Below are 25,218 nucleotides of genomic sequence, written 5' to 3' on the forward strand. Positions count from 1 at the left end.
AGGTGTCGATGGGCGAAAAGCCTTGCCTGTTGAACGGCCTATCCGTCAGATGGGGCGGCAGGAGCAGGGACATGAAAAGCAGTTTTCGTCAGACAGAAATCCTCGACATTGCGCGGCGCGAGGGCAAGGTGACGGTCGAAGGGCTGGCCGCCCATTTCGACGTGACGGTGCAAACCATCCGACGTGACCTGAGCGATCTGGATGAGGCGCGGCAGCTGAATCGGGTGCATGGGGGGGCCGTTCTGGCCTCTGGCACATCGAACGTGGCCTATGGTGAGCGGCGCGAATTCCTTGCCGAGGAAAAAGCCGCCATGGCACGCCTATGTGCGGCGCAAATCCCGAATGATTGCGCGGTCTTCCTGAACATTGGCACAAGCACCGAGGCTGTCGCGGCTGAGTTACTGACCCACACGGGCCTGTTGGTTGTGACCAACAATATGAACGTGGCCCACACACTGGACCGCAACCCGGACTGCGAGGTGATCGTCACCGGCGGCACCTTGCGCAGGGGCGATGGTGGGTTGATCGGGGCAATGACGGTCGACGCGATCCGGCGGTTCAAGTTCGACTATGCCGTGATGGGCTGTTCGGCTTTGGACGCAGAAGGCGACGTGCTCGATTTCGACATCCAAGAGATCGGCGTGAGCCAAGCCATCATCGCGCAGGCACGGGTTCCGGTTCTGGTCGCAGACCATTCCAAATTCCAACGCAGCGCACCGGGGCGCATTTGTTCACTGGCGGATATGCACACGCTGATAACCGACCGCCCGTTGGCCCCGGCTTTGGCTGCATCATGCCGGAATTGGCAAACGGCCGTGTTGGTCGCGGATGGGTTCGCGACTTAACCTCTGACCTTCGAAAAATCAGGATCGTAGGGGCTAGGGGCGATGACGCGCGCTTTAACCATTTCGCCGCATAGATCGAGGTCCATTGTTGTGCCCTCCGTCGCCATCTCTGGGTCCACGAACGCATAAGTCAAGTTCAGGCCGACGCGATGTCCCCAGTCGCCAGACGTGATGGTGCCAACAACCTGTGCACCCTGCATCAACGAAGCACCGCCATGGGCAGGCGCGTGGTCTGTGCCGATATGCAAAGTCACAAGTTGCTTCCTCGGTCCAGCCTCTTTCTGCGCCAGCAAGGCGTCCCGCCCCACGAAGTCGCCCTTATCCAATTTCACGAACCGCGAGAGGCCAGTCTCAAACGGGTCAAATTCCGTCAGGATATCTGCCTTCCAATGCAGGAAGCCTTTCTCCATGCGCATCGACTCCACCGAGCGCGCCCCGAACAACGTCATGCCATGGGCTTGACCCGCTTCTCGCAGAGCCAGATAGGCGGCGTAGAGGGAGGCGTTGGGGACGTGGATTTCATAGGCCAATTCACCCGAAAAGCTGACGGCCATAATCGTCGCGGGTGCTAAGCCGATAAAGGCCTCGCGGACGCTGAGCCACGGGAAAGTCTCAGCCGACCAATCCCCGCGCGCGCAGGCAGACAGCACATCGCGCGCCGTTGGGCCTGCCAGCACGAGGATCGTCTGATCGTTGGTGAGCGAGCGGATCTGAACATCCTCATCGTCGCGCAAATGGGCGGTAAGCCAATCCATGTCATGATATTCCGCCGCCGCCGCAGAGCCGTACCAGAGCCTGTCGGGCCCGCGATCACTGGCCGGTAGATTGGCGAACGTCGCCTCTGACCTCAGCATCCCGTGATGGTTGAGAAGGTAGCCAAGACCAACCCGTCCCTGCCGCCGTGTGACGGTGCCGCAGCACATGCGATCCAGGAAAACGTGGCGATCAGCGCCCGTGATTTCGAACCGATTGAACCCGTTAACCTCACACAACCCAACGCCCGATTGCACCGCGGCAACCTCAGCCGCGACGATGTCGAAGGTTTCGTCAAAGTCGAAGGTCAGGGAGGGGTGAAAATCAGGGGAATGCTTGAAGTAGTCGACCCGTTCCCACCCATTCACCACGGTGAATTCGGCCCCTTCGGCCGCCAGAACAGGTGTCAGCGGCGTTGTCTTCGCTGGGCGGCCCGCCGGGCGATGTTCGTGCGGGAAGTGGAAACGGAATTCGTTCTGGTAATCCTCAATCGCCTTGAGTGCCGTCAACTCCACGTTTGCGTGGCCTGTGAAGCGGCGCGGATCGAGGCACCAAGTGTCGTAGCAGGCCTCTCCGTGGACGATCTGCTGCGCCAGAAGCCAGCCATGGCCACCGCCCTCACCCACACCTGCGCGCAGGCCAATGATACAGAACGCGTTGCGTTTGCCGGGGATTGGCCCGACCAAAGGCGCGCCGTCGATGGTGTAAGTGATGGGACCATTCACAATCCGCTTGATGCCAACTTCAGTAAGCGCCGGCATCCGCGCAAACGCGCCCTCCAGCACATCCATCACCCGATCCAGATCATCAGGGCACAGATCGTTTGAGAAGGCCGGGCTGATCCCGTCCATACCCCAGGTTTTGCAATCCTGTTCGTAGAAGCCGACCAGAAGACCGTCCTTTTCCTGACGAGAGTAGTAATCGCTGATCGGGCAACGCAGCAACGGCATACGGTGGCCCGCCTCGGCGATGGCGGGGATGTCGTCGGTTACAAAATACTGATGCTCCATCGACGCGACAGGGTGGTGCACGCCCATCATGGCTCCCACCTCGTTCACGCGGTAGCCGCAGGCGTTCACGACAATGTCCGCATCGATATCGCCGTTGTCCGTATGGACCGTCCAGGTGTCATCGCCATGTTGTGTCAGCCCGGTCACATCCGTCGAACGATAGACCTCTGCCCCCGCCTTTCGGGCGTGAAACGCCAGCGCCTGACAGAGCTGCGCGGGATCGATATCGCCGTCTTCACCGTCCCAAAGTCCACCAAGCAGATTGTCGGTTGAAATCAGCGGATGGCGGCGCGCGCATTCCTCAGCATCAATCACCTCGAACTCGACGCCCATGCCACGCGCCATGGAGGCGAAGTGGCGATAGCCCTGCATCTGCGCCTCGGTATTGGCGAGGCGAATGCCACCGTCCCCGTGATGATAGCCCACGGGGTAATCCGGATCGTCCCGCAGTTTCTTATAAAGCGCGATGGAATGGCTTTTCAGGCCAACCATCGTCTGGTTCATCCCAAAATTCGTGACCTGAGCTGCGGAGTGCCAAGTGGTGCCAGACGTCAGTTCATCGCGCTCGATCAGGACAACATCAGACCAGCCTTCTTGTACAAGATGATACAGGGTCGAGCATCCGGCGATGCCGCCACCGATCACTACGACTTTTGTGCGCGATTTCATGTGCGACCCCTCCCGAACGCTTCAACGGCAGGAGGCTGCAAAAAACGGGTTTCGGCAAGCGAAATCAGAGGTCCAGTTCGATAACTCCGCCCGGGGCTGCCGCGCGCGATTGGCAGGTGATGATCGACGACTCCCGCTGCGCCTTTGACAGGACGAAATCGCGATGCTCGACCTCGCCAGCCACAACGCCGCATTTGCACACACCGCAGATCCCGTCGGAACACTTCAGGTCCACCGGAATGCCGTTTTCGATCAAGACATCCGCCACTGTCTTTTCGACGGGGACGATCAATTCCTTGCCCGATTGGGTCAGTTTGATGGTGAAAGGGTGGTTTTCATAGTCCGGGGCCTCGGGCACAGAGAAGTATTCAAGATGCCGGTTCTCTTCGGGGAATCCAGCAGCTTCGGCCACCTGCATCACGGCCGTCATGTAGGGCTCCGCCCCGCAGGTGTAGACATGCGCGCCGTCGCTATGGCGCAGGATCGCGGCGAGGTCGGCACGGGTCCCCTCGGATGAGATATGCAATGCTACACGATCCGCCCACGGCGCGTGGCGCAGGTGGTCCAGATACCCCATCGTTGCCCGTGTTCGGCATGAATAGTGCATCTCGAACGGTCGCCCCAAGGCGTGCAGCCGGTGGGCCATGGCGACCATCGGCGTAATGCCGATACCGCCGCCCATCAGGTACGTCATCGACGCCTCTTCATGCAGCGGGAAGTGGTTGATGGGTTTGGAGATGAAGACCTTGCGCCCTTCGTTGAAGATCCGATGCAGCAGCGCCGATCCGCCCTGGCCCGCCGCCTCCCGCAACACGCCGATCTGGTATTTCGACCGATCCGCCGGGTCGCCGGACATGGAATACTGACGCAGGAATTCCGGGGCCACGACGATATCGAGATGCGCACCGGCCTCCCATGCCGGCAGCTCGCTGCCATCAAGGCTGGCGAATTCGTAGATCGTTATATCCTCGGCGGTCTGCTCGGCCTTAGTGATCTGCACCCGCAGGACCGGGCTCTCGTCGTAGTCGCGGGTCTTGTGGGCGGGATCGTCGCCGCGGGCGAGGCGCGCCTTGTATTCTTCGGCGGTGATCATGGCCTGATAGGCTTCAATCCCCGCCTCACGGTCCATAAGGTACGGGTAAGGGTATGGGTGCGGCACAAGTGGCGCGGGGTAGACCGCAAGCGTCTGATCCTCGTAGCGCAGGTCCAGGTCTTTCTGGAGACCGCGTGCGTTCACGGGCTTTTTCGTGGGCCGGTAGCCGCCATCTTCTTCGATCTCGAGATCCCACCACCATTTCTTGGTGGGGTTCAGGTCACCCCTGTTCAGCAGATCATCCAGCTTGGCCAGCGCCGGAGCCGAGCCGGGTACCTTCATCGCTGTCCAACGAAACACCGCATCCCCCAGCACACCCTCAAGGTTCCACGGACAGGTCTTCATACAACGGCCGCACATCGCGCCGCCCTCGGTCGTAATCCGGTAGGTGGCGCATTTCTGGCTATCTGATTTCCAGATCTCGTAGCCGTTGAACATCAGCTTCGGACCCGCCGTGATGGCACCAGACGGGCACTCACGCGCGCATTTCTTGCAGGCCTCACAAAAGCTTTGCAGGCCGAAGTCGATGGGCTTGTCATGGGCCAATGGAAGGTCTGTCGTGACCACACCCGATTTCAGGCGCGGGCCTAGATAGGGGTTCAGGATGACCTCGCCGATGCGGCTGACTTCGCCCAACCCGCTCAGCAGCAGAAGCGGTGGTTGAAGAACCTCTCCATCCATCACCGAATGCGCCTTCGCCTTGTAGCCGAGATTGCGCAATTGGCGCGCGATCACTCCGCCAAGCAGGGAAAAGCGCAGATAAGCGCGCATGGATTGCGCAACGCTGATCCAGTCATCGCCCGAGGCCCCCTCCATCGTCTCGAACCCCTGATCGATGATCATCGAGATCGCATTGTCATGGGGTGGGTCGATGGGCTCCCCTGCCGCGTCGTGGGAATACCATGTCCAATCCGGGCACCGGCTCAGGCCAACCGCATCCACGCCCAGAAAGTAACTCGTGGCCTTCACAAGTTCTGCCGCGTGTTGCGGATCGAGCTGAGCCTTTTGTGGCGCGGCAGCACCATCTTGTAGAAGAACGAAGGCCCCGAGTGCCCGTCGCTGCGCCGAAGATGGCGCGGACTTGCGCACGTAATGTCCGCCTTTCGCCCCATCCTGCAGCGGCTTGCCCATATCGCCGAATTGCGCCCGTGCGAACATGTCCGATCGTTTCGGCACGCGCGGCACGCGGGCTTCGTCGATGAACGTGGTGGGGACCTCGACACGCTTAAGCGTTTCAAACGGATGGGCACCGTCGACAAACCTGCGCTTAGCATAAGCTTTGGGCGAGACCGGCAAGACTGCGTCTGGGTTGAGTGGCCTATCGGACGCAATTGCGAAGCTCGTTGTAATCGCCGCAATCCCAAACCCATGCCCGATAAACGGCGCTTGCAACCCGTCCCCATCCGGCACAGCAAGCCCCGCTGCAACGGCAAGGCGGTTTAGGTCGACGTCCGAAGTTGAGGCGGTATGCGCCCGCGCGTCATGCCCCAAAACCCGCAGGTAGTTCGCGATGACCACAGCCGTTTCTGCAGCTAACAGGCTTGAGCGATGGTCGATTGCATCACTGATCCAATCGCTGCCGGGTTCATCTGCCTCTGGCGCGCGGGGATGCTCATAAAGAAACACAATCGCGTGGGTGTGGTCGTCGATCGTCGTTGGCGGGGCCTCCATCGACTCCTTGAGGTCGGCCATGATCAGGTCGATACCGGAAGCCAGTGTCTTGGTCTGCCGGGTACGAAGGTCGTCGGCCAGCCGCGCGATATCGGGGTTCAGGTGCGGTTGAATAAGCAACGCATCGGGCGGCAGAGCGCATGTCCCGACCAGTGACGCATCTGCAAAATACCCAAACGCTTTCAGATGATTGGCGCGTTCTTGTGGATCTGCCGGAGCCTCCGCGACTGCCTTATTGATCAGCCCATCTCGGATTGCATCCAACATGGCGGCATGGTCGCGCATCGCGTTGACGACCGATTGCGGGCGATGATCGTAGGCGTAGGACAATGGTTGGAAGGGCGCCACAAAGGAAAGGCTCACCGCATCGGATCGTTCCAGTTTCTCAACCCGGTAGCGCCCAAGATGCACGGGCCGGCCTTTGTCAGAGAAGATGCGAAATCCCATTTGGTGTCAGTCCATTCCACAGCAGAGGGTGTCTACATGCACCTTCCACCTGAACCGGCAGTAATGGCAATGGGTGCGCTACGGCGCCGCTGCTTTCAACGCGTCGCGCAAGACGTCTCGGTCACCAATATGATTTGCCAGGATCAGGATCAGCCGGGCGTTCAAAGCGTCGGATTGATCTTTGGTCAACCCCTGATGAGCGGCCAAAAGCTCATCATAGAAGCCATCGGGATCGGGGATGTTGGGCTGGGTGTTTAGTGTCATATCTGGCCTGTCGCGATTTTGAGGGCGGCTTGAACCGCAGCTTCATCGGCCACTGCCCATCGGGCAACGACGTGCTGGTCTGGGCGGATCAGGTAAAGCGCCTGCGCGGCCTCCCCCATGTAGCGGGACCGCAGTTCGTCTGTCAGGTCGTCGTCCATCAAGGTGAGTGTGCCGATGGGCAAGTCGGTGGCGACCTCAGGGGCCTTTATGCCCAAGCCAAGCAGTGTAAAGCGGCCCGGAAGGCGATCCAACAGGAACCCGTCGGCCATCGGCGCATCGGGACACGGGCTGCCTGGACGTGTTCTTGCGGGAGCGTCCAATCCGTCTGGACCGTTCAGGTAAAGGCCGTCGTAAGTACACGGCACTGACAGCCGCCCTGAATTGACCATGGGCCGCGCGAAGGCGTGATCCTTGGCCAGCGTCAGAACCGCATTGCGGAAGATCTTAGACATCTCGGATTTTGGCGTCAGGAAATCCGTCGCGCGGGTGGAGTTGAGGATGTTCTCATCCGCAGCGTAGGCGCGCTCTTCATGATAGCTGTCGAGCAGAGCTTCCGGCGCAAGCCCCTTCAGGACAAGGTCCAATTTCCACGCCAGATTATCGGCATCCTGCATCCCGGAATTTGCGCCGCGCGCGCCGAACGGGCTGACCTGATGGGCGCTGTCGCCTGCAAACAGGACGCGTCCATGGCGGAACCGTTCCATCCGGCGACACTGGAAGGTGTAGATTGAGGTCCAGACCAGCTCGTATTCCGTGCCCTTGGGGAGGAATTCGTCGATCCGCTGCCGGATGCGCCCCTCCTCCAATTCCGCCTTGCGGTCAATGTCCCAGCCAAGTTGGAAATCAATCCGCCAAACGTCATCTGGCTGCTTATGCAGGAGGGCAGATTGCGGCGCCTCGGCCAAGGGCGGCTCGAACCAGAACCAGCGTTCAGTCGGGAAATCGGCGGTCATGCGAACGTCGGCGATCAGGAAATTGTCTTCGAACACACGGCCATCGAAGCTGAGGCCCAACATCTCGCGCGTCGGAGACCGCGCGCCATCGCAGGCAATGACGTAGTCGGCGTTCAGTTGGTACGGCCCGTCAGGCGTGTCTATGTCGAGGGTGACCTTGTCACCGTCTTGCGTGAGTCCCGTCACGACATTGCGGCCGCGGATTTCGATGGGCTTACCATCGTTTTCCGCGCGGCGAAGCGCGTCGATTAGGAATTTCTCGAAATAGGGTTGCTGGAGGTTGATGAAAGCTGGGTTCTTATGGCCGTCCTCGGGCAGAAGATTGAAGTTGAATACCTCGCCATCGCCATGGAAGACGCGGCCCAAATTCCACACGACGCCCTTGTCGACCATGCCGGCCCCTGCCCCAAGCCGATCTGCAATCTCCAGCGTGCGCTTGGCAAAACAGATCGCGCGGGAGCCCTGGCCGACGCCTTCGTGGTCATCAAGGATCAACGCGGGCGTGCCCTTCTGTGCCAGATCAAGGCCAGTCGCTACGCCAACCGGGCCGCCGCCGATGATGACGACGGGGTGATGCCCGGCCCGCGCGGTGACCGGGTTGAAAGGATAGAGTTCGTGAGCAAGGGCGTAGGTGGCACCGACCATTTTCTTCTCCATCTTTTGGGCGTCAGCCCCTCCTCGGCTCAGCATCCTGACGGGGCGCAAAAACGCCTCGCAGCTTAGCCCTGCAACGCCTCCCACATCTCAATATCGCGCTTGTCGGTCCAGATACGCGGGTGGTCCAGACCGCGGGCCTCGTCATAAGCGCGAGCGACGTTGAAGGGGAGACAGTGTTCGTAGATCGCGTAATCCGCAAATTTTGGATCGCAGGCCTCGCGCACCGCATCCCACGCATCTTTGAGCGAGCCGTTTTTTGCGGCCACGCGGGCGGCAGGGCGGTAAGTGCTATCGACGAAATCGCGCGTGGATTCGATGGCTTTGTTCACCATGTCCTGTCCTATTAGTGCATCGCCGCGGCCCGGCGCGATGGCATCCACGTCAAAGGCCTTGATGGCGTCGAGGGTGGTACCCCAATCGGCGAAGTGACCGTCTCCGCAATAACAGGCCGAGTGATATTCGACGATGTCACCGGTGAACATCACGTTGGCGTCCGGTACATGGATCACGGCATCGCCCGCCGTGTGGGCGCGGCCCAGATGCTTGATGTCGATGCGCCGGTTGCCGAGATAGACCGTCATAGCGTCGGAGAAGGTCGTGGTCGGGTAGGTCAAGCCGGGAATGCTCTCATGGCCTTCGAACAGGCGCGGGAACCGTTGGAATTCGCTGTCCCAATCCTCCTGCCCACGCTCCACAACCATGGAACGGGCCGTGTCAGACATGATGATCTGATCCGCTCCATAGGCAGATGCGCCGAGGACACGGACGGCATGGTAGTGGGTGAGCACGAGGTGGGAGATCGGCTTGTCGGTTACCGTGCGGACGCAGTCGATGACCTTTTGCGCCAGTCGCGGGGTGGCCTGCGCCTCAACGATCATAACGCTGTCGTCGCCGATGATGACACCGGAATTGGGATCGCCCTCGGCTGTGAAAGCATAAAGCCCATCCCCGATCTCATCGAAGGTAATCTTCTTCTCGGTCATATCCCCTTGGGAGGCGAAGGCTTTTGCCATGGCATGTTGTCCTGTTTCGGTTTTTCTGGGGCCAGTGGCAGACGCCTCTGGCAGGTATAGTGTGGGAAAAAAGCTTGCTCAGTGTGCGAATGGGTCTTCGGCGGCTGCAAGGACTGTACCGACGCAGTGGCCGAAGCCGATGCGGTAGCCGTTGCCGTGGGCACTGCCATGCAGGGCGAGGGTGTCGCCATCCTCAATGAAGGAGCGGGGGCCGGAATCAGTTTCAATCGGTTCTTTTCCGCCCCAGGACAGTTCGAGGAGCGAGCCGCGTTGGTGCTTTTCTGGCCCTGAAATCGTGCCAGACCCCAACAAATCACCCGCACGCATCGGGCAGCCGGAGGTCGTGTGATGGGCCAGTTGTTGTGCGGCTGAATAGTAAAGCTCGTTCGCGTTGGTCTCGGCTATGGTCTCGTCATTCAAGCTGACGGACAGCGCGATGTCGTGGTTCATCGGCGTGGTATCAGCCAGATGCGGCAGCAGCGGCTTTTCGCGCGCGGGCGTGGCGGTGCGGAAGGGGGCCAACGCCTCGGCGGTGACGATCCATGGGCTGATGGTGGTGGCTGTTGCCTTGGCCTGGAACGGTCCAAGGGGCTGGTATTCCCAGGCCTGAATGTCGCGGGCGGACCAATCGTTCAGCAGAACGTAGCCGAAGATATGCTCACAAGCCTCATCGACCGTCAGTGGCCGGTCGGAGGGTTGTCCGACGATGGCACCCATCTCCAACTCAATATCGAAGCGCTTTGATGGGGCGAAGACGGGGGCCTCGGAATCAGGGGCTTTCAGTTGACCCCAGGGGCGGTGCACATCGGTGCCAGACACCACTACCGAAGATGCTCGCCCGTTATAACCGATGGGAATGTGCAGCCAGTTCGGCGGCAAGGCGTTTTCGGCGCCCCGGAACATAGTGCCGACGTTGGTGGCGTGGTGGCGGCCGGCGTAAAAGTCGGTGTATTCGGCCACGCGGAAGGGCATGTGCAGGGTCGCAGCTGCCATCGGAACGGAGTAGGTGGTGATGATGTCCTGTACCCCGTCCGAGGCGTCTTCGGCCAGCATCGCCGTCAGGGCAACGCGGTAGGCCGACCATGCAGCGGGACCCAATTCCATGAAATCGTTCCAATAGGGCGCATCGAGAACATCGGCGTCCGCGTCGGCGCGCAAATGGCCCGCAGCCTCAAGCCCCGTTGCATCAATGATCCGATCGCCCAGTGCCACGCCGCAACGCATATCCCCGTCATCTACGGAAAAGACGCCATAAGGCAGGTTGTTGAGCGGGAAATCGGTGTCCGGCACATTGGCACTTTCCAGCCAGGACCGTTTTAGTTCAGACATCAGCTTTTCTCCGCTTCTGGTTGCGCGTCGGGAGCCGCAGCGGCAATTTCAGGCACGGCAAGGCAGTTGGCCTCAATCCGTGCCACTTTGGGATACGGATCAAGCGACAAACCGAAGCGGTGCGCATTTACGCATTGTACCACGATGCAAATATCCGCCAGGTCCGGCGTGTTGCCAAAGGCGTATTCGACACCGCCCGGCAGTAATGCCTCCAGCGCCGAAAAGCCTTCGGCCATCCAATGCCGCATCCAACTGACCTTGTCGTCCGCGTTGGCTCCAAACTGGCCCTCAAGCCGTGACAGAACGCGCAAGTTGTTGACCGGGTGCACATCTGTGGCCACCGTTAACGCCGCGGCCAATTGCTTCGCGCGCAAGGCAGGATCAGACGAGACCATAGGTGGTTCAGGGAACGTTGCGTCGAGATAGTCGATGATTGCGAGGCTCTGGGTCAAAACAGTGCCGTCATTCAGTTGCAGTGCAGGTACCCCGTACCCGGGATTGACCGCGCGATAGACGTCACCGTGCTGTTCTCCTGCAACTAAATCTACGGAAACGAGCGTGTAATCCACCTTCTTGAGGTTGAGGGCGGCCCGCACCCGAAACGAGGTCGTGGAACGCCAGTAGGAATACAGGATCATTCGTCACCCTTTTCCGGTGCCACACCCGGACCACTGCCCTGCCCCATGCTGCGCGCAATGGCCACCAACACAACCGGGAACGCGATGGACACGGCAACCGCAAGGCCGATCAAGATCCAGAACGTACTGCTCATTTCTTGCCCGGCGTGCCGTCGAACTTCTTCTCAAGCGAGGTCCAGCAATCGATGTAGTCGTCCTGCAGCGGGGCCTCGTTCGCAGCGAAGGCGGTCAGGTGTTGAGGGAAGCGGGTCTCGAACATGAACGACATCGTGTTGTCGAGCTTCTCGGCCTTCAGATCAGCATTCGACGCGCCCTCGAAGGCGATCTTGTCGGGGCCATGGGGCAGCATCATGTTGTGCAGTGAGATGCCGCCGGGGATGAACCCCTTTGGCTTAGCGTCGTACTGGCCGTAGATGTTGCCCATCAGCTCGGACATGATGTTCTTGTGATACCAAGGCGGGCGGAAGGTATCCTCTGCCACCATCCAGCGTTCTCGGAACAGCACAAAGTCGATATTGGCCACCCCCGGCTGACCGCTTGGCGCGGTTAAGACCGTGAAGATCGAAGGATCGGGGTGATCAAACAGGATTGCGCCCACGGGGCAGTAGGTTTTCAAGTCATACTTCAAGGGCGCGTAGTTGCCGTGCCACGCCACGACATCCAGCGGGCTTTGCGCAATCTGGCTCGTGTGGAATTGGCCGCACCATTTGATGGTGATTGTAGAAGGCACTTCTCGGTCTTCATAGGCCGCGACGGGGGCCTTGAAATCACGCGGGTTGGCCATGCAATTGGCCCCGATTGGGCCACGGCCCGGCATCTCAAACTTGGCGCCGTAGTTCTCGCAAACAAAGCCGCGGGCGGGACCGTCGAGGACCTCCACCCGGTAGACGAGACCACGGGGGAGGATGGCGATTTCCTGCGGCTCCACATCGATGATCCCCAACTCTGTGCAGAACCGCAGCCGGCCTTCTTGGGGAACGACTAGCAGTTCACTGTCGGCGGAGTAGAAGTACTCATCCACCATGCTCTGAGTGACCAGATAGACATGGGTCGCCATGCCCACTTGCGTGTTTACGTCGCCCGCGGTGGTCATCGTGCGCATGCCCGTCAGCCAAGTCAGCGGCGTGTCCTGGTGGGGCACAGGATCCCACCTATACTGCCCAAGAGAGATCACATCCGGGTCCACGTGGGGCGCCGATTTCCAATAGGGCAGATCGATCTTCTCATAGCGGTGCGAGTGTTTCACGGATGGCCGAATGCGGTAGCACCACGTGCGTTCCGGACGGACATCGGTGAAGGCGGTGCCGGAAAGCTGCTCACCATAGAGGCCGTAATTCACCTTCTGGGGCGAGTTCATGCCTTGCGGAAGGGCACCGGGCAGCGCCTCGGTCTCAAAATCGTTGCCGAAACCGGGCATGTAGCCCTCATGTGCGCCGGGATGGCTTGGGGCCTGAATCATCGGACGTGGCGTGGATTGTTCGGTCATGGCGCTCCCCTTCAGGTGGCGACAGCTATCAGTTACTTTTGTAACCAACAAGACCAATTGTGGTCACTTCCGGCACTGAAATTTTGCGGAAATTATGCATTCAACCGGCCTGTAGCAGCGGCCAGCTGGCTGGTCAGATGACTAAGGCCACGCTACCAGTGACTTGTGAAAACAGTGCATATCGCCCGGGAAAAGCCACCAAGGTGTTGGACGCCAGCGTAATCGGCCTACGCTTTCACCTGCAATTGGGCGAAATACTAATGGGCAAAGGCCCAAATCCGTGCCCAAAAAACTGGAAGACGGGAGCGAAAACATGACAACCACCCTTGCCGCACTCTGGATGGCTCAAGACCAAACCGCACCCGCCATCGGCGCGCCAGGCCAGGACTGGTTGAGCTATGGCGGGCTGCGCACCCTTGCCGATCAGACTGCATCGGCGCTGCATGATGCAGGCATCGGGCGCGGCGACAGGGTTGCGATTGTTCTACCCAACGGCCCCGAAATGGCAGCGGCATTTGTGTGCGTTGCCAACGTGGCGACGACCTGCCCACTAAACCCCGCCTACAAGGTTGATGAGTTCGCCTTCTATCTGGACGACCTCAAGGCCAAAGCGATTATCCTTGCTGAAGGCGAGGCAGGTCCAGCGTTTGAGGCTGCTAAGTCGCAAGGACTTCTGGTGCTCCGCTTGGGCACCGAAGCGGGCTCTCCGGCTGGCCAGTTCACGCTGCGCGCGGAAGGCATTGGCGGCACGTCAGATCGTAACGCTCCTGAAGCCGGTGATGTCGCGCTGATTTTGCACACTTCGGGCACCACATCCCGCCCCAAGATCGTGCCGCTATTGCAATCCAACATTGCCGCCTCTGCCGGCAACATTGGCACCTCCTTGGATCTGACGGCAAAGGATCGCTGCCTGAACGTCATGCCGCTTTTCCACATCCACGGGCTGATCGCAGCCGTGTCGGCGACGCTGGCATCTGGCGGTTCGGTCTGGTGCGCGCCGGGCTTTGACGCGCTCAAGTTCTTCGGCTGGATGCGTGAGGCGCAGCCAACTTGGTACACCGCGGTTCCTACAATGCACCAAACCATCCTCAGCCGGGCCAGCCGCAACGCCGATACGATTACCGATGTGCCGCTGCGCTTCCTGCGATCCTCCTCCGCCTCCCTGCCCGGCCCGGTGATGGAGGCCTTGGCCGAAACGTTCAACGCCCCAGTAATCGAAGGCTATGGGATGACCGAAGCGACCCACCAAATGGCTTCCAACCCCCTCCCGCCCCGCGCGCAAAAACCCGGCGCGGTCGGCGTTGAAGCCGGGCCCCTGGTCCGAATTGCGCACGAGGCGGAGAACCACCTGATCGACGGCGTCGGTGAAATCGTCATATCGGGTCCGAACGTGACGCCCGGCTATGAGGGCAATCCTGACGCCAACGCCAAAAGCTTCTTTGAGGCGGACGGAAAACGTTGGTTCCGCACTGGCGATCAAGGCCAGTTCGACGATGAAGGCTACCTGACTCTCACGGGTCGACTGAAAGAGATCATCAACCGTGGTGGCGAAAAGGTCTCCCCCTTGGAGGTGGACGGTGTCCTCTCTGCTCATCCTGCAGTCGCGCAGGTTGTGACCTTTGCCCTGCCCCACTCGAAACTGGGCGAGGAGGTTGCCGCGGCAGCCGTGTTGAAAGAGGGCGCAGAGGCTAGCGAAGCCGACATCCGCGCGTTCGCTTCAGAACGGCTTGCGGGGTTTAAGGTACCGCGTAAGGTTGTGATCCTCGACGAAATCCCAAAAGGCGCAACAGGTAAACTGCAGCGGATCGGCTTGGCTGATAAGCTTGGCCTGACCGAGGGGGCGTAGGATGAAGATTTGCATCTTCGGGGCGGGCGCCATTGGCGGCTACATGGGCGCAAAGCTGGCCGAAGCTGGGGCCGATGTCAGCCTTGTCGCACGGGGACCGCATCTTGCTGCGATGCAGGGCGATGGCCTGACCTTGATTGAGGATGGTGTGCGCAAAACGGTCCCGGTCACCGCGTCCGACAATGCTGCTGATCTTGGTGTTCAGGACTATGTGATTGTAACACTCAAAGCCCATTCCGTTCCCCCTGTTGTTCCCAAAATGGCCCCGCTCATTGGGTCTGAGACCACAATCGTGTCGGGCGTGAACGGTGTGCCTTGGTGGTATTTCCACGGCCTCGAGGGCCCTTATGAGGGAACGCGTTTGCAAACAGTTGATCCTGGCAATGCGCAATGGGATGGCTTCGGCCCCGACCGCGTATTGGGGTGCGTGGTTTATCCCGCCGCCGAGGTGGCCGAGCCCGGCGTGATCAATCACATTGAAGGCAATCGCTTCTCTTTGGGCGAACCTGATGGCTCCAAGTCTGAACGTGCCATGCGCCTGTCCAAAGCGTTGATGGCAGCCGGCCTCAAGGCCCCGGTGCGCCCGCGTCTGCGCGATGAAATCTGGGTCAAATTATGGGGCAACCTGTCATTCAACCCGATCTCAGCGCTCACCCACGCGACGCTTGATGTCCTCTGCACCGATCCCGGAACACGGGCCGTGGCACGCAACATGATGCTGGAGGCGCAGACCATTGCGGAGGCCTTGGGCGTGAAATTCCCCATCGACGTGGACCGCCGGATTGACGGCGGCGCGGCCGTTGGCGCCCATCGCACCTCGATGCTTCAGGACCTCGATGCGGGCCGACCGATGGAGATTGATGCACTGCTGGGGTCTGTGCAGGAACTTGGCCGGATCACCGGGCACGCAACGCCGACAATTGATACGGTTCTGGCCCTCACGCAACTGCGCGGGCGGGTGGCGGGTCTGTATTCCTGATGGATTAAAACTGCAAAACGAGCCGCCCGATCAGTATTCGGGCGCAGGCAGTCCGCCATCGAATTCAGACGCAACGATGCGTTCCAGATCATCCCAAACGCCCGGTGAGGCCCCCATGCAAAGCCCAAGGCGCGCGTCAGCGGGGTAAGGGTGGATTACTCCTCCCGCCTCTTCGATCATGAGCAAGCCTGCCAAGCTATCCCACGGGTTCATCGCAAACTCCACGTAACCCGCAAGGCGCCCCGCCGCGACGCACGCCAGCATGTTCGCGCCCGAACCGTTGCGGTAATACATGCTGCCTGCGTCCATAAGCTGGGCGATGATCCCGACAGTCGGACCTGGCCCGGTGCGCGACGACGCCCCAACAGCGACAAGGCCCTGATCAATCCGCTTGGATGGATCAAGCGCTAGGCGATTGCCATCAAGCGTCACCCCCTTTCCCGCGCGCGCCGCAAAATGCTCGCCTGGGATCGGCACGTCGATCACGCCCAAATGGGTCTTCTTGCCCTCCACAAGAGTCAGCACCACGCACCAATGCGGCAGACCCATCAGGAAGGGCACAGTCCCATCAATCGGATCAATCACCCAGGTCAGGCCCGACGCGCCATCGGTTGCCCCCCCCTCTTCGCCCAATATCGCGTCATCGGGGAAGTGTTCGGCAATCGCGGTACGTATCATATCCTCCACCGCGCGGTCGGCGATGGAGACGAGATCCAACTCATCCTCCTTCGTCTCGACCACCAGCGTGTCGCGGTTGCGGTAGTAATCCAGCGCAAGCTGGCCCGCGCGCCGCGCAAGGTCTGAGGCCAGCTCGGCGCGGGCAGTGAGGGCATCGGCCATGGGTCAGCCTTTCTATGGAACAAGGATCAGGTCAGCGGGGTCGATCTTGAGATCAACAGCATCACCGCTTTGATAACGCGGCTCGGAAATCGGGCGGGAGACGAGGAATTCCAGATCCTCATCCTGCACGACGTATTCCATGCGGCTTCCGAGGTAACTGGCCGACATGATTTTCGCGGCACCGCCAGCGGACAGCGCAATCCGTTCGGGCCGGATCGTGGCCGTTACGGTGCCATCGGGTGCATCGACGGGCAAATCCAGATGGGCGGCCAGGAACCGGCCAGAAGCAATCCGCCCCTCAATCAAGTTGGCGTCCCCGATGAAGTCCGCGACGAAGGACGAGGCCGGGCGTTCATACAACTCATCCGGCGTCCCGATCTGAGCGATCTGGCCCATCTTCATGACGACGATCCGGTCCGAGACCGCCAGTGCCTCTTCTTGGTCGTGGGTGACGTAAACAGCCGTCAGGCCAAAGCGCTGTTGCAGGTCGCGGATTTCAGCCCGGACCTTGCGGCGCAGCTTTGCGTCGACATTCGACAGCGGCTCATCGAACAACAAAACGTCCGGCTGCTGGACGATCGCGCGGGCGACAGCCACGCGCTGTTGTTGGCCGCCAGAGAGCTCCGACGGCAGGCGCGCGCCAAGGCCCGCGAGGCCCACTTGATCGAGGATTTCGGTCGCCCGCTCCCGCGCCTCGGCCTTCGAGACACCCCGGATCGTCGGCCCGTAGGCGACGTTTTCGAGTACAGTCATGTGCGGGAACAGCGCGTAGGACTGGAAGACCATGCCTACATTGCGTTCCGACGCAGGATCATTGCTCACGTCCCGCCCGGCGATCATCACTTGTCCTTCGGTCGGCAACTCCAGGCCCGCGATGAGCCGCAACGAGGTGGTTTTGCCGCAACCCGACGGGCCGAGGAACGTCACAAGCTCCCCTTTCTTGATCGAGAAGGAAATGCGGTCGACCGCCAGCGCCGTGCCGTATCGCTTGACCACATCTTTGAATTCGATGGCTGTGTCAGACATGCCCGCCCCTTATTCCGCAGGTGCGGCTGCGCCGCCGCCCTGCAATTCCTTGCGCCGCCCCAATTTGCGGGTTCCGACGAGCAATTGGATGATCACTACGCACAAGATCATCACGATCATGAGCACCGCCGAATAGGCGATGGCGAGCGCATATTCTCCGGCCTCCACCCTGCCCATGATGTAGGCCGTCGCCATGTTGTGCCGGGCCGAGACAAGGAAGATCACCGCCGAGACAGCCGTCATCGCCGTGACGAAGGAATAGACCAAGGCGGTGAAAATCGCCGGTCGGATCAAAGGCATCACGACCCGTCGCAAGGTCGTCGCCCCACCTGCCCCCATGGTCTGGCTCGCCTCCTCCATCGATTTGTCGATCTGCGCCAGCGCCGCAAGGCCGGCGCGCATCCCGACCGGCATGTTGCGAAAGACAAAGCAGATGATCAGGATCGCCGCCGTCCCGGTGATGTCCACGGGCGGGACGTTGAAGGCCGCGACATACGACACCCCTACGACCGTGCCGGGGATTGCAAAGGAGAGCATGGTGCCGAACTCGAAGGCCCGCCTGCCGGTAAAGTCCTGCCGCGCGACAAGCCAGGCCGTTAGAATGCCCACCAGAGTAGTCAGCGGCGCCGCGATACCCGCCACCCAAAGCGTGGTGATCATCGAGTCCCAAGCGGAGCCATAGAGCTCCAACCCGCTCTCCGCGAACTCAAATCGGAACGCGGTCGAGAGGTGATCGAAGGTCGGGGTCAGATCCCATCGCCCGATGTCGGTCACGAACCCACCCGCCGCAATGATGATGTAGACCGCCAGCGTAAATACGATCCACGGCAGAACCACCGCAAAGACCCCGATCTTCAGGACCGGCGGCAGGGGTGCGGCGAGGCCCGCATCGGATTTGCCCGTTACCGTGACGTAGCTTTTCTTGCCCATCCAGCGCATTTGCAGCCAGAAGGCGATCAGTGTCAGCGCCAGCAGGATCATCGCCAGCGTGGCCGCGTTCCCAAGGTCATAGCGCGCGCCCACCACGGCGAAGAAAATCTTGACCGACAGCACCTCAAACCCGCCGCCAAGTACGATGGGATTGCCGAAATCGGCCAGGCTTTCGATGAACGCCAAAAGGAACGCTGCCGCGAGGCCCGGGCGAAGAAGCGGCCAGGTTACCGTCTTGAAGGTCTTCATCGACCGCGCACCGAGGGTGCGGGCAGCTTCCTCCAGAGTCGGATTGATCGCTTCCAACGTCGAAAGCAACACGAGGAACGTGACCGGTGCGAAGGCAAGAACCTGTGCGATCAGAATGCCCGGCAGGCCATAGACCCATCGGCCCGGGCGGACGCCAAGCAGGTCGGCCACGCCTGAGGTGATCAGGCCCGTGCGACCGAACAGTAGGATGATGGCCACACCCACAACGAAGGGTGGCGTGATGATTGGCAGGATAGAAATCGCCCGCAACGCGCGCTTCATGCGGAAATCGGTGCGGTTGACCAATAGCGCAAGCGCCAGCCCCAGCAGCGTGGCCAATGTGGCCGACAGCACGCCAAGGATAACGGTATTCACAACGACGCCGCAACGCCCCTGACCGATCAGGCAGCCGACACCCCACAGTTCAGACGCGGACAGTCGTTCGACGAAGGTGCCAAGGGCGAGGTTGCCATCTGTATCGACGAAAGCCGCCATGCCAAGCGAGATGATTGGAAAGAAGACAAAAGCGGTCAGCAGGCTCACGATGGCCGTGATGCAGAAGGACGAAAACCGCTCCCCCCTACAGAACCCGCGCGCCGCGATCAGGTCCGAGATTAAGCCGATCAGGGCAACGCCCGCCATGAACCCGCCCCAGCCGAGGCCGGTCTGGCCTTCTGCGGCTTGTGGGAAGAGGCCGCCAACCCACTCCGCCGACGGGCCGCGCAGGCCGACCGCGAAGCCTTGCCAGAGGTAGAGGATAAGGGCCGCCAGCGTCAGCCCCAGCGCGATGTTAGACCTCTGCCAGTTTCGGGTGAGCGCCAAGGCCCCAAGGGCCAACGTCACTACAATCAACGGCCAGAACCAGCCACGGCCCGACATAGCCTCGAACAAGGCCGAGGCCGCCGGTCCCGTTAGCAGCGAGGTGCCCTTGTACCAAGGTAATGCCGCCAGCGAGAGGGCAAGCAGGCCGAGCCACAAGGGCCCGGCCCGATCAGATGTCAAAGCGATGCGTGCCAAGATTTACTGCGGCAGCGATCCGATATCGGCATCCCAGCGTTCCAGCAGGCGCGTGCGCTCTTCGCTGGAGCCGTAGAGGGCGAAATCATAGTCGATCAGCTCGATATCTTCGAGCCGCGGCGCCTCTTCCGGCGTGGCCGCATTCACGTTGGACGGAATCTGGAAGCTATTGGCCGTGGCACCGATTTCCTGCGCCTCCGGCGTCAGGGCCCAGTCGTAGAACGCGCGAGCCGCATCGGGATTGGGGCCACCTTCGATGATCGACATGGAGCCGACTTCATAGCCCGTGCCCTCGCACGGCGCGACCGCAACAATCGGGGCACCCTGCACCGTCTGCGCCACAGCGTCGTGCATAAAGACGATGCCAATTGCCGTTTCACCCGTCGCCGCCGCGCGGATCGGGGCTGAGCCCGACTGCGTGTACTGGCTTATATTGTTATGGAGGTTGGCGAGGTATTCAAATGCCTCATCCTCACCCATCAACTGAACCATCGTGGCCAGCATCGTATAGGATGTGCCCGACGAGTTCGGGTTTGCCACCTGCACGTCATCGGCAAAGCGCTCATCCAGCAGATCCGCCCAGCAGGACGGCGGGTTATCTGTCACGAGGTCGGAGTTGTATCCAAAGCCGAGGCCACCTGCGTAGATGCCGACCGTCCGGTTGCCCGAGGTCTCAGCCTGACGCTGCGCCCAATCTTGCAATTCGCCCAACATCGGCGAGCTGTATTCAGCCGTGAGCCCCTCTTGGGCCGCCTGAAGATGCGGGTCACCGGTGCCGCCCCACCACACGTCGCCACGCGGCTGCTCAGACTCTGCCGCGATCTGGGCATAGGTCTCACCTGAGGACCGGCGCGTCATAAGAACATCAATCCCGGTTTCGCGCTGGAAAGCCTCAGACATTGCGCGGCACCACTCCTCTTGCACCGAGCAGTAAAGCACCAATTCGTCAGCCTGCGCCGTTGCCGGAATGGCAACTGCGAAACCAGCAGCGATCAAAGCTGCAGCAGAAACGTTGGATTTAGTCATGCGGTCCTCCCAAACCTTTTTTCTCTTTCACGGCGTCATTAGCTGCGCGTTGCGCCGTTCATTCAACATATTTCTTCGCACCGGCCCGCTTTTGCCGCCGGAAACCGAAACGTGTCGGACAAGGTTTGGAGGGAACAGGGTGTCGGTTTGTTCATTGCCCAATGATGACGGGTCTAGTCTGAAGTCATCTCAACCAGCCTGAGCTGGAGGCTTGTCAGGAAGAGCTGTGCCGCCCGTGTCATCGGCACGCGCGCAGATCTCAAAACGCAAAGTTGCACCTCTCCCAAGTCCCACGGCAGCCGAATAAATTGCCCCCGTCGAACCGAATTCGGCAAAATGATCTCTGGGAAAAACACAATGCGATCGGGATGTCCAAGATAGTCAACTGCTTGCGACGCCGGCTGCGACGAGACGGCATTCAACTCAAGGCGGTTGCGACGCAGCAAATGGATCAGCGCGACCCGGGACCCAGTGCCTTCGGGCGGTAAAAGCACGCGGGTTTGAGCCAGATCCCAAAGGCCAGAAGGCACGGCATTCTGGCCCTCGCTTTTCCACGCCACCAACTTGATGGATTGTGCATGGACCACCTCCGTTGCGTCGTCGGTGACGGGGTTGGTTAACAGGGCAAGATCAACCTGCCGCCGACGCAAACTGTCGATCCCGTCCTCGCAACGCACTTCGATGGAAAACCCTGGATGATCCGTTTCCATATCGGCAATCGCGGCGGACAATTGGCCCGCGAGCAAGTCACTTCCGACGCTGACCCTTAGTTCACCTGTCTCGCCATCGCGCAGCCGACCCAGCTGCCTTTGGAGTTCTCCGAATTCAATCAAATGTCGGTCAATGACGTTCAACAGCAATTCCCCGGCCTCCGACAACTCAACGCCAGAAGCCGTTCTTTGGAACACGGTGAACGACAATTCCTCTTCGAATGCCTGGACTGACCGATTGAGGGCAGAGGGCGAAACCGCAAGATCCTGTGCGGCCCGCCGGATGGAGCCGCTGCGATGGATCATTTGGATCGCCCTGTACATTTTTAGGTGACGCATAAGGCACTTATAGGAATGGTGCAAAAAATGCACAACAGAGCGGCAAAAATAGTGGCAGACAACACCACCTCAATGCGTATCCATACCGCTGCACATGCGAAATACCTGTATACGCCTGAGGGGGCTCAAATGAAAAAACTACTTCTTGCCAGCGCATTGTCATTGGTTTCTGCCCATGCTGCATCCGCAGAAATCCGCGTTGGCATCCTGCATTCTCTGACCGGAACCATGGCAATTTCCGAGACCACGTTGCGCGATGTTATGCTGATGTTGATTGAACAGCAAAACGCGGCCGGCGGTCTTCTGGGTGAAGAAATCGTGCCGGTGGTCGTCGATCCCGCATCAGACTGGCCACTCTTCGCCGAGCGCGCGCGCGAGCTGTTGACCGTGCACGAAGTCGACGTGATTTTCGGCGCTTGGACATCCGTTTCGCGCAAATCGGTACTTCCCGTGATCGAGGAATTGAACGGCCTGATGTTCTACCCGGTCCAGTACGAAGGCGAAGAAAGCTCTCGCAACGTCTTTTACACCGGCGCCGCACCGAACCAGCAGGCGATCCCGGCAGTTGATTACTTCCTCGAAGAACTGGGCGTCGAAACATTCGCGCTTCTGGGCACCGACTACGTCTACCCTCGCACAACCAACCGCATCCTTGAGCAATATCTTCTGGATGCCGGCATTCCGCAGGAAAACATCTTCGTCAACTACACCCCCTTCGGCCATTCCGACTGGTCTTCCATTGTGGCGGATGTGCAGGCGCTGGGTGAAGGTGGGCAGCAGGTTGGCGTGATCTCAACCATTAACGGCGACGCCAACATCGGCTTCTACAACGAGCTGGCTGCGGCGGGCATCGAGGCCGACGACATCCCCGTCGTGGCGTTCTCTGTGGGCGAAGAAGAGCTTGCAGGTCTTGATACCGGCCCTCTCGTCGGTCACCTCGCGGCATGGAACTACTTCCAGTCCGCTGACACGCCCGAAAATGAGGCCTTCATCAGCGCATGGCATGAGTTCATTGGCGACGAAAGCCGCCCCACAAATGACCCTATGGAGGCGCATTACATTGGCTTCAATATGTGGGTTCAGGCTGTCGAGGCCGCTGGCACCACCGACGTCGATGCCGTGCGCGAGGCGATGTACGGCCTTGAGGTTCCAAATCTGACAGGTGGCACTGCCGTGATGCTGCCCAATCACCACCTCGCCAAGCCCGTTCTGATTGGTGAGATCGAGGCCGATGGTCAGTTCTCGATCATCAGCCAGACCGATCCGGTGCCGGGCGATGCCTGGACGGACTTCCTGCCCGAGTCAGCGGTTCTGGTGAGTGATTGGCCTGGTCTGGAATGCGGGATGTACAACACCGAGACAGAGACCTGCGTGCAGATCCAGTCGAACTACTGATCGCTATGCGGCGGGCTGCGCACTCCGCGCGGCCCGCCATCACGACCCTCTGAGCAGGCCAAACCATATGCAACACGTCCTCCGCATCGCCATTACATTGGCGGTTTCCCTGTTCCTGACGCCTGCCGCACAGGCGCAGGGCGTGTCGCTTCAAGACATATTGCAGGACCATGCCGAACAGATCGCGGACCCGTCCCGGCGCACAGTTGGTGAAACGCTTGATGCGCTGGTGTCTACTGGCCACCCAGAGCTACCGGATTTTCTGACACGCTGGCAGAACAGAGAAGCTTATCAGCGCGATAGCGACGGTCTGTTTGTTTACGTGGAAGACGAAGATGCCGACCCGGTCGTTTTGCTCGACATTTCAACTGGCGAGGCAATCGGCACCGCAGTCTCGCGCGAGGTGACCCAATTGCGTCCCAACGGCGGGGTGCGCCGCGTAATCGGCGGGGCATTGGTGCAATTCCAGTTGGCCGCCGAAGAACCTAGCACGCGCCTTGCAGCGCTGGATGCTATCGCCGACGACCCCGACGAAAGCTTCCTGCCATTGGTCGAAGCACGACTGGGTGTCGAAGAGGATCCGACAATTCTTGCTCGGCTGGAGGTTGTCTTGCCCGGTCTCGTTATTGCCTTTGCGCAAGACGAGCAAACACGCATTGACGCCATCCGAACGCTTGACGGCAACGTAAGCCTTGATGCCCGCGCAACATTGAACCGCCTTCTGTCAACGCGCCGATATGTGGCTGAAACACTGCCAGATGACGCAAATATCGCGACAATCCTTGAACCGGGCAGCAGCGCGCTTAGCCGAGAAGACGCCTATGACATGCTGGTGCAAGCCGAACTGGCCCCGCCGCTGATTTCGCGCGCACAGCAACGCGATATCCTTGCCGCAAATGTCATTGACGGGCGCGTCGGTGGCATTCCAGTTGCAACGTTGAACACAGAGGCCGCACGCGACACAGCCTATGCTGCCCTGGTCGAAGCGGACCGTGCTTTGCCTATCCCCGCAGCCGCTGAGATTGATGCAGCGCTTTCGGCCCACACGTTCTTCGACGCCTATGCGGAAGCCTCGCAGCCCGTCACAACAGCGGCTCGCCTTACGCTCGACGGCATCGAAACACGGGTCGGCATCTACCGCTTCTTTGATCTGTCGCTGGACGGTATTTCGCTGGCCTCGATTTACTTCCTTGCGGCCATCGGCCTAGCCATAACGTTCGGTGTGATGGGCGTTATCAACATGGCCCATGGTGAGTTCATCATGATCGGGGCCTACACGGGCTACGTCGTGCAAACCCTCATATCTGACTACACGCTATCCATCGCGATCGCACTGCCGCTGGCGTTTCTTGTAACCTTCGCGCTTGGCGTTTTGATGGAACGCTCCGTCATTCGCTGGCTTTACCACCGCCCGCTAGAGACGCTTCTGGCCACCTTCGGCATTTCAATCGCCCTACAGCAGATAATACGCCAGATCTTCGGCACCCAAGCCCGCCCCTTCACGCCGCCCGACTGGCTGGCCGGTGCGGTGACCATCAATGATGTCGTCTCCATCAGCTCCATCCGCATCGCGATCTTCATTCTCGGGGCCATTTTCTTCGTTATGCTGTGGCTCATCCTCAACCGCACCCGATTGGGGCTGGAGGTTCGTGCCGTTACCCAAAACCCGTCCATGGCAGCGTCCATGGGTATCAACCCGGACCGGATCAACATGCTGACCTTCGGACTTGGGTCCGGGATTGCCGGCGTGGCGGGCGTGGCCATCGGCCTTTTCGCGCAAGTTACGCCCGATATGGGCTCAAACTACATTGTGCAAAGCTTCATGACTGTCGTCGTTGGCGGTGTCGGAAACATATTCGGCACGCTCATTGGCGCCGGCATGATCGGCTCCCTGCAAAAAGCGATCGAGTGGCTCAATCCCACCAATACACTTGCCGCGCAGACCTACATGATCCTGTTCGTGATCCTCTTTATCCAGTTCCGGCCACGCGGGATGATTGCCCTGCGCGGACGGGCAGCGGGGGATTGATGCC

The 25,218-nt window shown here is 60.3% G+C and carries 19 protein-coding genes; 5 read left to right on the plus strand and 14 right to left on the minus strand.

Features of this window, described 5'->3' with window-relative positions:
* Positions 1–71: 71 nt before the first annotated feature.
* Complete coding sequence (locus V8J81_RS11095) at positions 72–845, plus strand: DeoR/GlpR family DNA-binding transcription regulator (RefSeq protein ID WP_368475811.1); 774 nt, start codon at positions 72–74, stop codon at positions 843–845.
* On the opposite strand, the gene V8J81_RS11100 is transcribed toward V8J81_RS11095, so the two are convergent.
* The 9 genes from V8J81_RS11100 to hmgA form a co-directional block, all read right to left on the minus strand.
* Positions 842–3,277 (minus strand): GcvT family protein, encoded by a 2,436-nt coding sequence (locus V8J81_RS11100; RefSeq protein WP_368475812.1) that lies wholly within the window; start codon positions 3,275–3,277, stop codon positions 842–844. The two genes, V8J81_RS11095 and V8J81_RS11100, sit on opposite strands and share 4 nt — an antisense overlap.
* A 64-nt stretch (positions 3,278–3,341) precedes the next feature.
* Positions 3,342–6,488: a reductive dehalogenase gene (locus V8J81_RS11105; RefSeq protein WP_368475813.1), complete on the minus strand. Its 3,147-nt coding sequence runs from the start codon at positions 6,486–6,488 to the stop codon at positions 3,342–3,344.
* Between the two features lie 78 nt (positions 6,489–6,566).
* Positions 6,567–6,752, minus strand: coding sequence for a DUF2783 domain-containing protein (locus tag V8J81_RS11110; RefSeq protein ID WP_368475814.1), 186 nt, complete (start codon positions 6,750–6,752; stop codon positions 6,567–6,569).
* Positions 6,749–8,350: an FAD-dependent oxidoreductase gene (locus V8J81_RS11115; RefSeq protein WP_368475815.1), complete on the minus strand. Its 1,602-nt coding sequence runs from the start codon at positions 8,348–8,350 to the stop codon at positions 6,749–6,751. Before V8J81_RS11115 ends, V8J81_RS11110 begins: the two co-directional genes overlap by 4 nt.
* 74 nt (positions 8,351–8,424) lie before the next feature.
* A complete protein-coding gene (locus V8J81_RS11120) occupies positions 8,425–9,375 on the minus strand; it encodes an MBL fold metallo-hydrolase (RefSeq protein ID WP_368475816.1) in 951 nt (316 codons plus the stop codon).
* 78 nt (positions 9,376–9,453) lie between these two features.
* Entirely contained in the window at positions 9,454–10,704 is a 1,251-nt protein-coding gene (gene fahA / locus V8J81_RS11125; RefSeq protein ID WP_368475817.1) for a fumarylacetoacetase, read from the minus strand.
* Positions 10,704–11,342, minus strand: a complete 639-nt coding sequence (maiA, locus tag V8J81_RS11130; protein ID WP_368475818.1) for a maleylacetoacetate isomerase — start codon at positions 11,340–11,342, stop codon at positions 10,704–10,706. Before maiA ends, fahA begins: the two co-directional genes overlap by 1 nt.
* Entirely contained in the window at positions 11,339–11,476 is a 138-nt protein-coding gene (locus V8J81_RS11135) for a hypothetical protein (RefSeq protein WP_368475819.1), read from the minus strand. Before V8J81_RS11135 ends, maiA begins: the two co-directional genes overlap by 4 nt.
* Positions 11,473–12,828, minus strand: coding sequence for a homogentisate 1,2-dioxygenase (hmgA, locus tag V8J81_RS11140; protein ID WP_439649887.1), 1,356 nt, complete (start codon positions 12,826–12,828; stop codon positions 11,473–11,475). The genes V8J81_RS11135 and hmgA overlap by 4 nt, the downstream gene beginning before the upstream one ends.
* 313 nt (positions 12,829–13,141) lie before the next feature.
* On the opposite strand from hmgA, the gene V8J81_RS11145 reads away from it, so the two are divergent.
* Both V8J81_RS11145 and V8J81_RS11150 read left to right on the plus strand, forming a co-directional pair.
* The gene (locus V8J81_RS11145; RefSeq protein ID WP_368475820.1) at positions 13,142–14,674 is read left to right on the plus strand and encodes an acyl--CoA ligase; all 1,533 of its coding nucleotides are present in this window, start codon (positions 13,142–13,144) and stop codon (positions 14,672–14,674) included.
* Position 14,675: 1 nt separating this feature from the next.
* A complete protein-coding gene (locus V8J81_RS11150) occupies positions 14,676–15,653 on the plus strand; it encodes a 2-dehydropantoate 2-reductase (RefSeq protein ID WP_368475821.1) in 978 nt (325 codons plus the stop codon).
* Positions 15,654–15,683: 30 nt separating this feature from the next.
* Here V8J81_RS11150 and V8J81_RS11155 read toward each other — a convergent pair whose 3' ends face one another.
* The 5 genes from V8J81_RS11155 to V8J81_RS11175 all read right to left on the minus strand — a co-directional run bounded on the left by V8J81_RS11155 (position 15,684) and on the right by V8J81_RS11175 (position 21,790).
* The gene (locus V8J81_RS11155; RefSeq protein ID WP_368475822.1) at positions 15,684–16,493 is read right to left on the minus strand and encodes an inositol monophosphatase family protein; all 810 of its coding nucleotides are present in this window, start codon (positions 16,491–16,493) and stop codon (positions 15,684–15,686) included.
* 12 nt (positions 16,494–16,505) lie between these two features.
* The gene (locus tag V8J81_RS11160; protein ID WP_368475823.1) at positions 16,506–17,519 is read right to left on the minus strand and encodes an ABC transporter ATP-binding protein; all 1,014 of its coding nucleotides are present in this window, start codon (positions 17,517–17,519) and stop codon (positions 16,506–16,508) included.
* 9 nt (positions 17,520–17,528) lie between these two features.
* The gene (locus tag V8J81_RS11165) at positions 17,529–19,715 is read right to left on the minus strand and encodes an ABC transporter permease (RefSeq protein WP_368475824.1); all 2,187 of its coding nucleotides are present in this window, start codon (positions 19,713–19,715) and stop codon (positions 17,529–17,531) included.
* A 3-nt stretch (positions 19,716–19,718) separates the two neighbouring features.
* The gene (locus V8J81_RS11170) at positions 19,719–20,741 is read right to left on the minus strand and encodes an ABC transporter substrate-binding protein (RefSeq protein WP_368475825.1); all 1,023 of its coding nucleotides are present in this window, start codon (positions 20,739–20,741) and stop codon (positions 19,719–19,721) included.
* Between the two features lie 173 nt (positions 20,742–20,914).
* Positions 20,915–21,790: a LysR family transcriptional regulator gene (locus V8J81_RS11175; protein ID WP_368475826.1), complete on the minus strand. Its 876-nt coding sequence runs from the start codon at positions 21,788–21,790 to the stop codon at positions 20,915–20,917.
* A 129-nt stretch (positions 21,791–21,919) separates the two neighbouring features.
* On the opposite strand from V8J81_RS11175, the gene urtA reads away from it, so the two are divergent.
* Both urtA and urtB read left to right on the plus strand, forming a co-directional pair.
* Entirely contained in the window at positions 21,920–23,185 is a 1,266-nt protein-coding gene (gene urtA / locus V8J81_RS11180) for an urea ABC transporter substrate-binding protein (RefSeq protein WP_368475827.1), read from the plus strand.
* 67 nt (positions 23,186–23,252) lie between these two features.
* Positions 23,253–25,214 (plus strand): urea ABC transporter permease subunit UrtB, encoded by a 1,962-nt coding sequence (gene urtB / locus V8J81_RS11185; RefSeq protein ID WP_368475828.1) that lies wholly within the window; start codon positions 23,253–23,255, stop codon positions 25,212–25,214.
* Positions 25,215–25,218 lie beyond the last annotated feature (4 nt).

Origin of the sequence: Gymnodinialimonas sp. 202GB13-11, from assembly GCF_040932485.1 — a bacterium.
GTDB lineage: Bacteria > Pseudomonadota > Alphaproteobacteria > Rhodobacterales > Rhodobacteraceae > Gymnodinialimonas > Gymnodinialimonas hymeniacidonis.

What these genes read in the sequence shown, in the direction of transcription:
- V8J81_RS11095 (WP_368475811.1), top strand. Translation starts at nt 72, where the DNA reads ATGAAAAGCAGTTTTCGTCAGACAGAAATCCTCGACATTGCGCGGCGC.
- V8J81_RS11100 (WP_368475812.1), bottom strand. Translation starts at nt 3,277, where the DNA reads ATGAAATCGCGCACAAAAGTCGTAGTGATCGGTGGCGGCATCGCCGGA.
- V8J81_RS11105 (WP_368475813.1), bottom strand. Translation starts at nt 6,488, where the DNA reads ATGGGATTTCGCATCTTCTCTGACAAAGGCCGGCCCGTGCATCTTGGG.
- V8J81_RS11110 (WP_368475814.1), bottom strand. Translation starts at nt 6,752, where the DNA reads ATGACACTAAACACCCAGCCCAACATCCCCGATCCCGATGGCTTCTAT.
- V8J81_RS11115 (WP_368475815.1), bottom strand. Translation starts at nt 8,350, where the DNA reads ATGGTCGGTGCCACCTACGCCCTTGCTCACGAACTCTATCCTTTCAAC.
- V8J81_RS11120 (WP_368475816.1), bottom strand. Translation starts at nt 9,375, where the DNA reads ATGGCAAAAGCCTTCGCCTCCCAAGGGGATATGACCGAGAAGAAGATT.
- fahA (WP_368475817.1), bottom strand. Translation starts at nt 10,704, where the DNA reads ATGTCTGAACTAAAACGGTCCTGGCTGGAAAGTGCCAATGTGCCGGAC.
- maiA (WP_368475818.1), bottom strand. Translation starts at nt 11,342, where the DNA reads ATGATCCTGTATTCCTACTGGCGTTCCACGACCTCGTTTCGGGTGCGG.
- V8J81_RS11135 (WP_368475819.1), bottom strand. Translation starts at nt 11,476, where the DNA reads ATGAGCAGTACGTTCTGGATCTTGATCGGCCTTGCGGTTGCCGTGTCC.
- hmgA (WP_439649887.1), bottom strand. Translation starts at nt 12,828, where the DNA reads ATGACCGAACAATCCACGCCACGTCCGATGATTCAGGCCCCAAGCCAT.
- V8J81_RS11145 (WP_368475820.1), top strand. Translation starts at nt 13,142, where the DNA reads ATGACAACCACCCTTGCCGCACTCTGGATGGCTCAAGACCAAACCGCA.
- V8J81_RS11150 (WP_368475821.1), top strand. Translation starts at nt 14,676, where the DNA reads ATGAAGATTTGCATCTTCGGGGCGGGCGCCATTGGCGGCTACATGGGC.
- V8J81_RS11155 (WP_368475822.1), bottom strand. Translation starts at nt 16,493, where the DNA reads ATGGCCGATGCCCTCACTGCCCGCGCCGAGCTGGCCTCAGACCTTGCG.
- V8J81_RS11160 (WP_368475823.1), bottom strand. Translation starts at nt 17,519, where the DNA reads ATGTCTGACACAGCCATCGAATTCAAAGATGTGGTCAAGCGATACGGC.
- V8J81_RS11170 (WP_368475825.1), bottom strand. Translation starts at nt 20,741, where the DNA reads ATGACTAAATCCAACGTTTCTGCTGCAGCTTTGATCGCTGCTGGTTTC.
- V8J81_RS11175 (WP_368475826.1), bottom strand. Translation starts at nt 21,790, where the DNA reads ATGCGTCACCTAAAAATGTACAGGGCGATCCAAATGATCCATCGCAGC.
- urtA (WP_368475827.1), top strand. Translation starts at nt 21,920, where the DNA reads ATGAAAAAACTACTTCTTGCCAGCGCATTGTCATTGGTTTCTGCCCAT.
- urtB (WP_368475828.1), top strand. Translation starts at nt 23,253, where the DNA reads ATGCAACACGTCCTCCGCATCGCCATTACATTGGCGGTTTCCCTGTTC.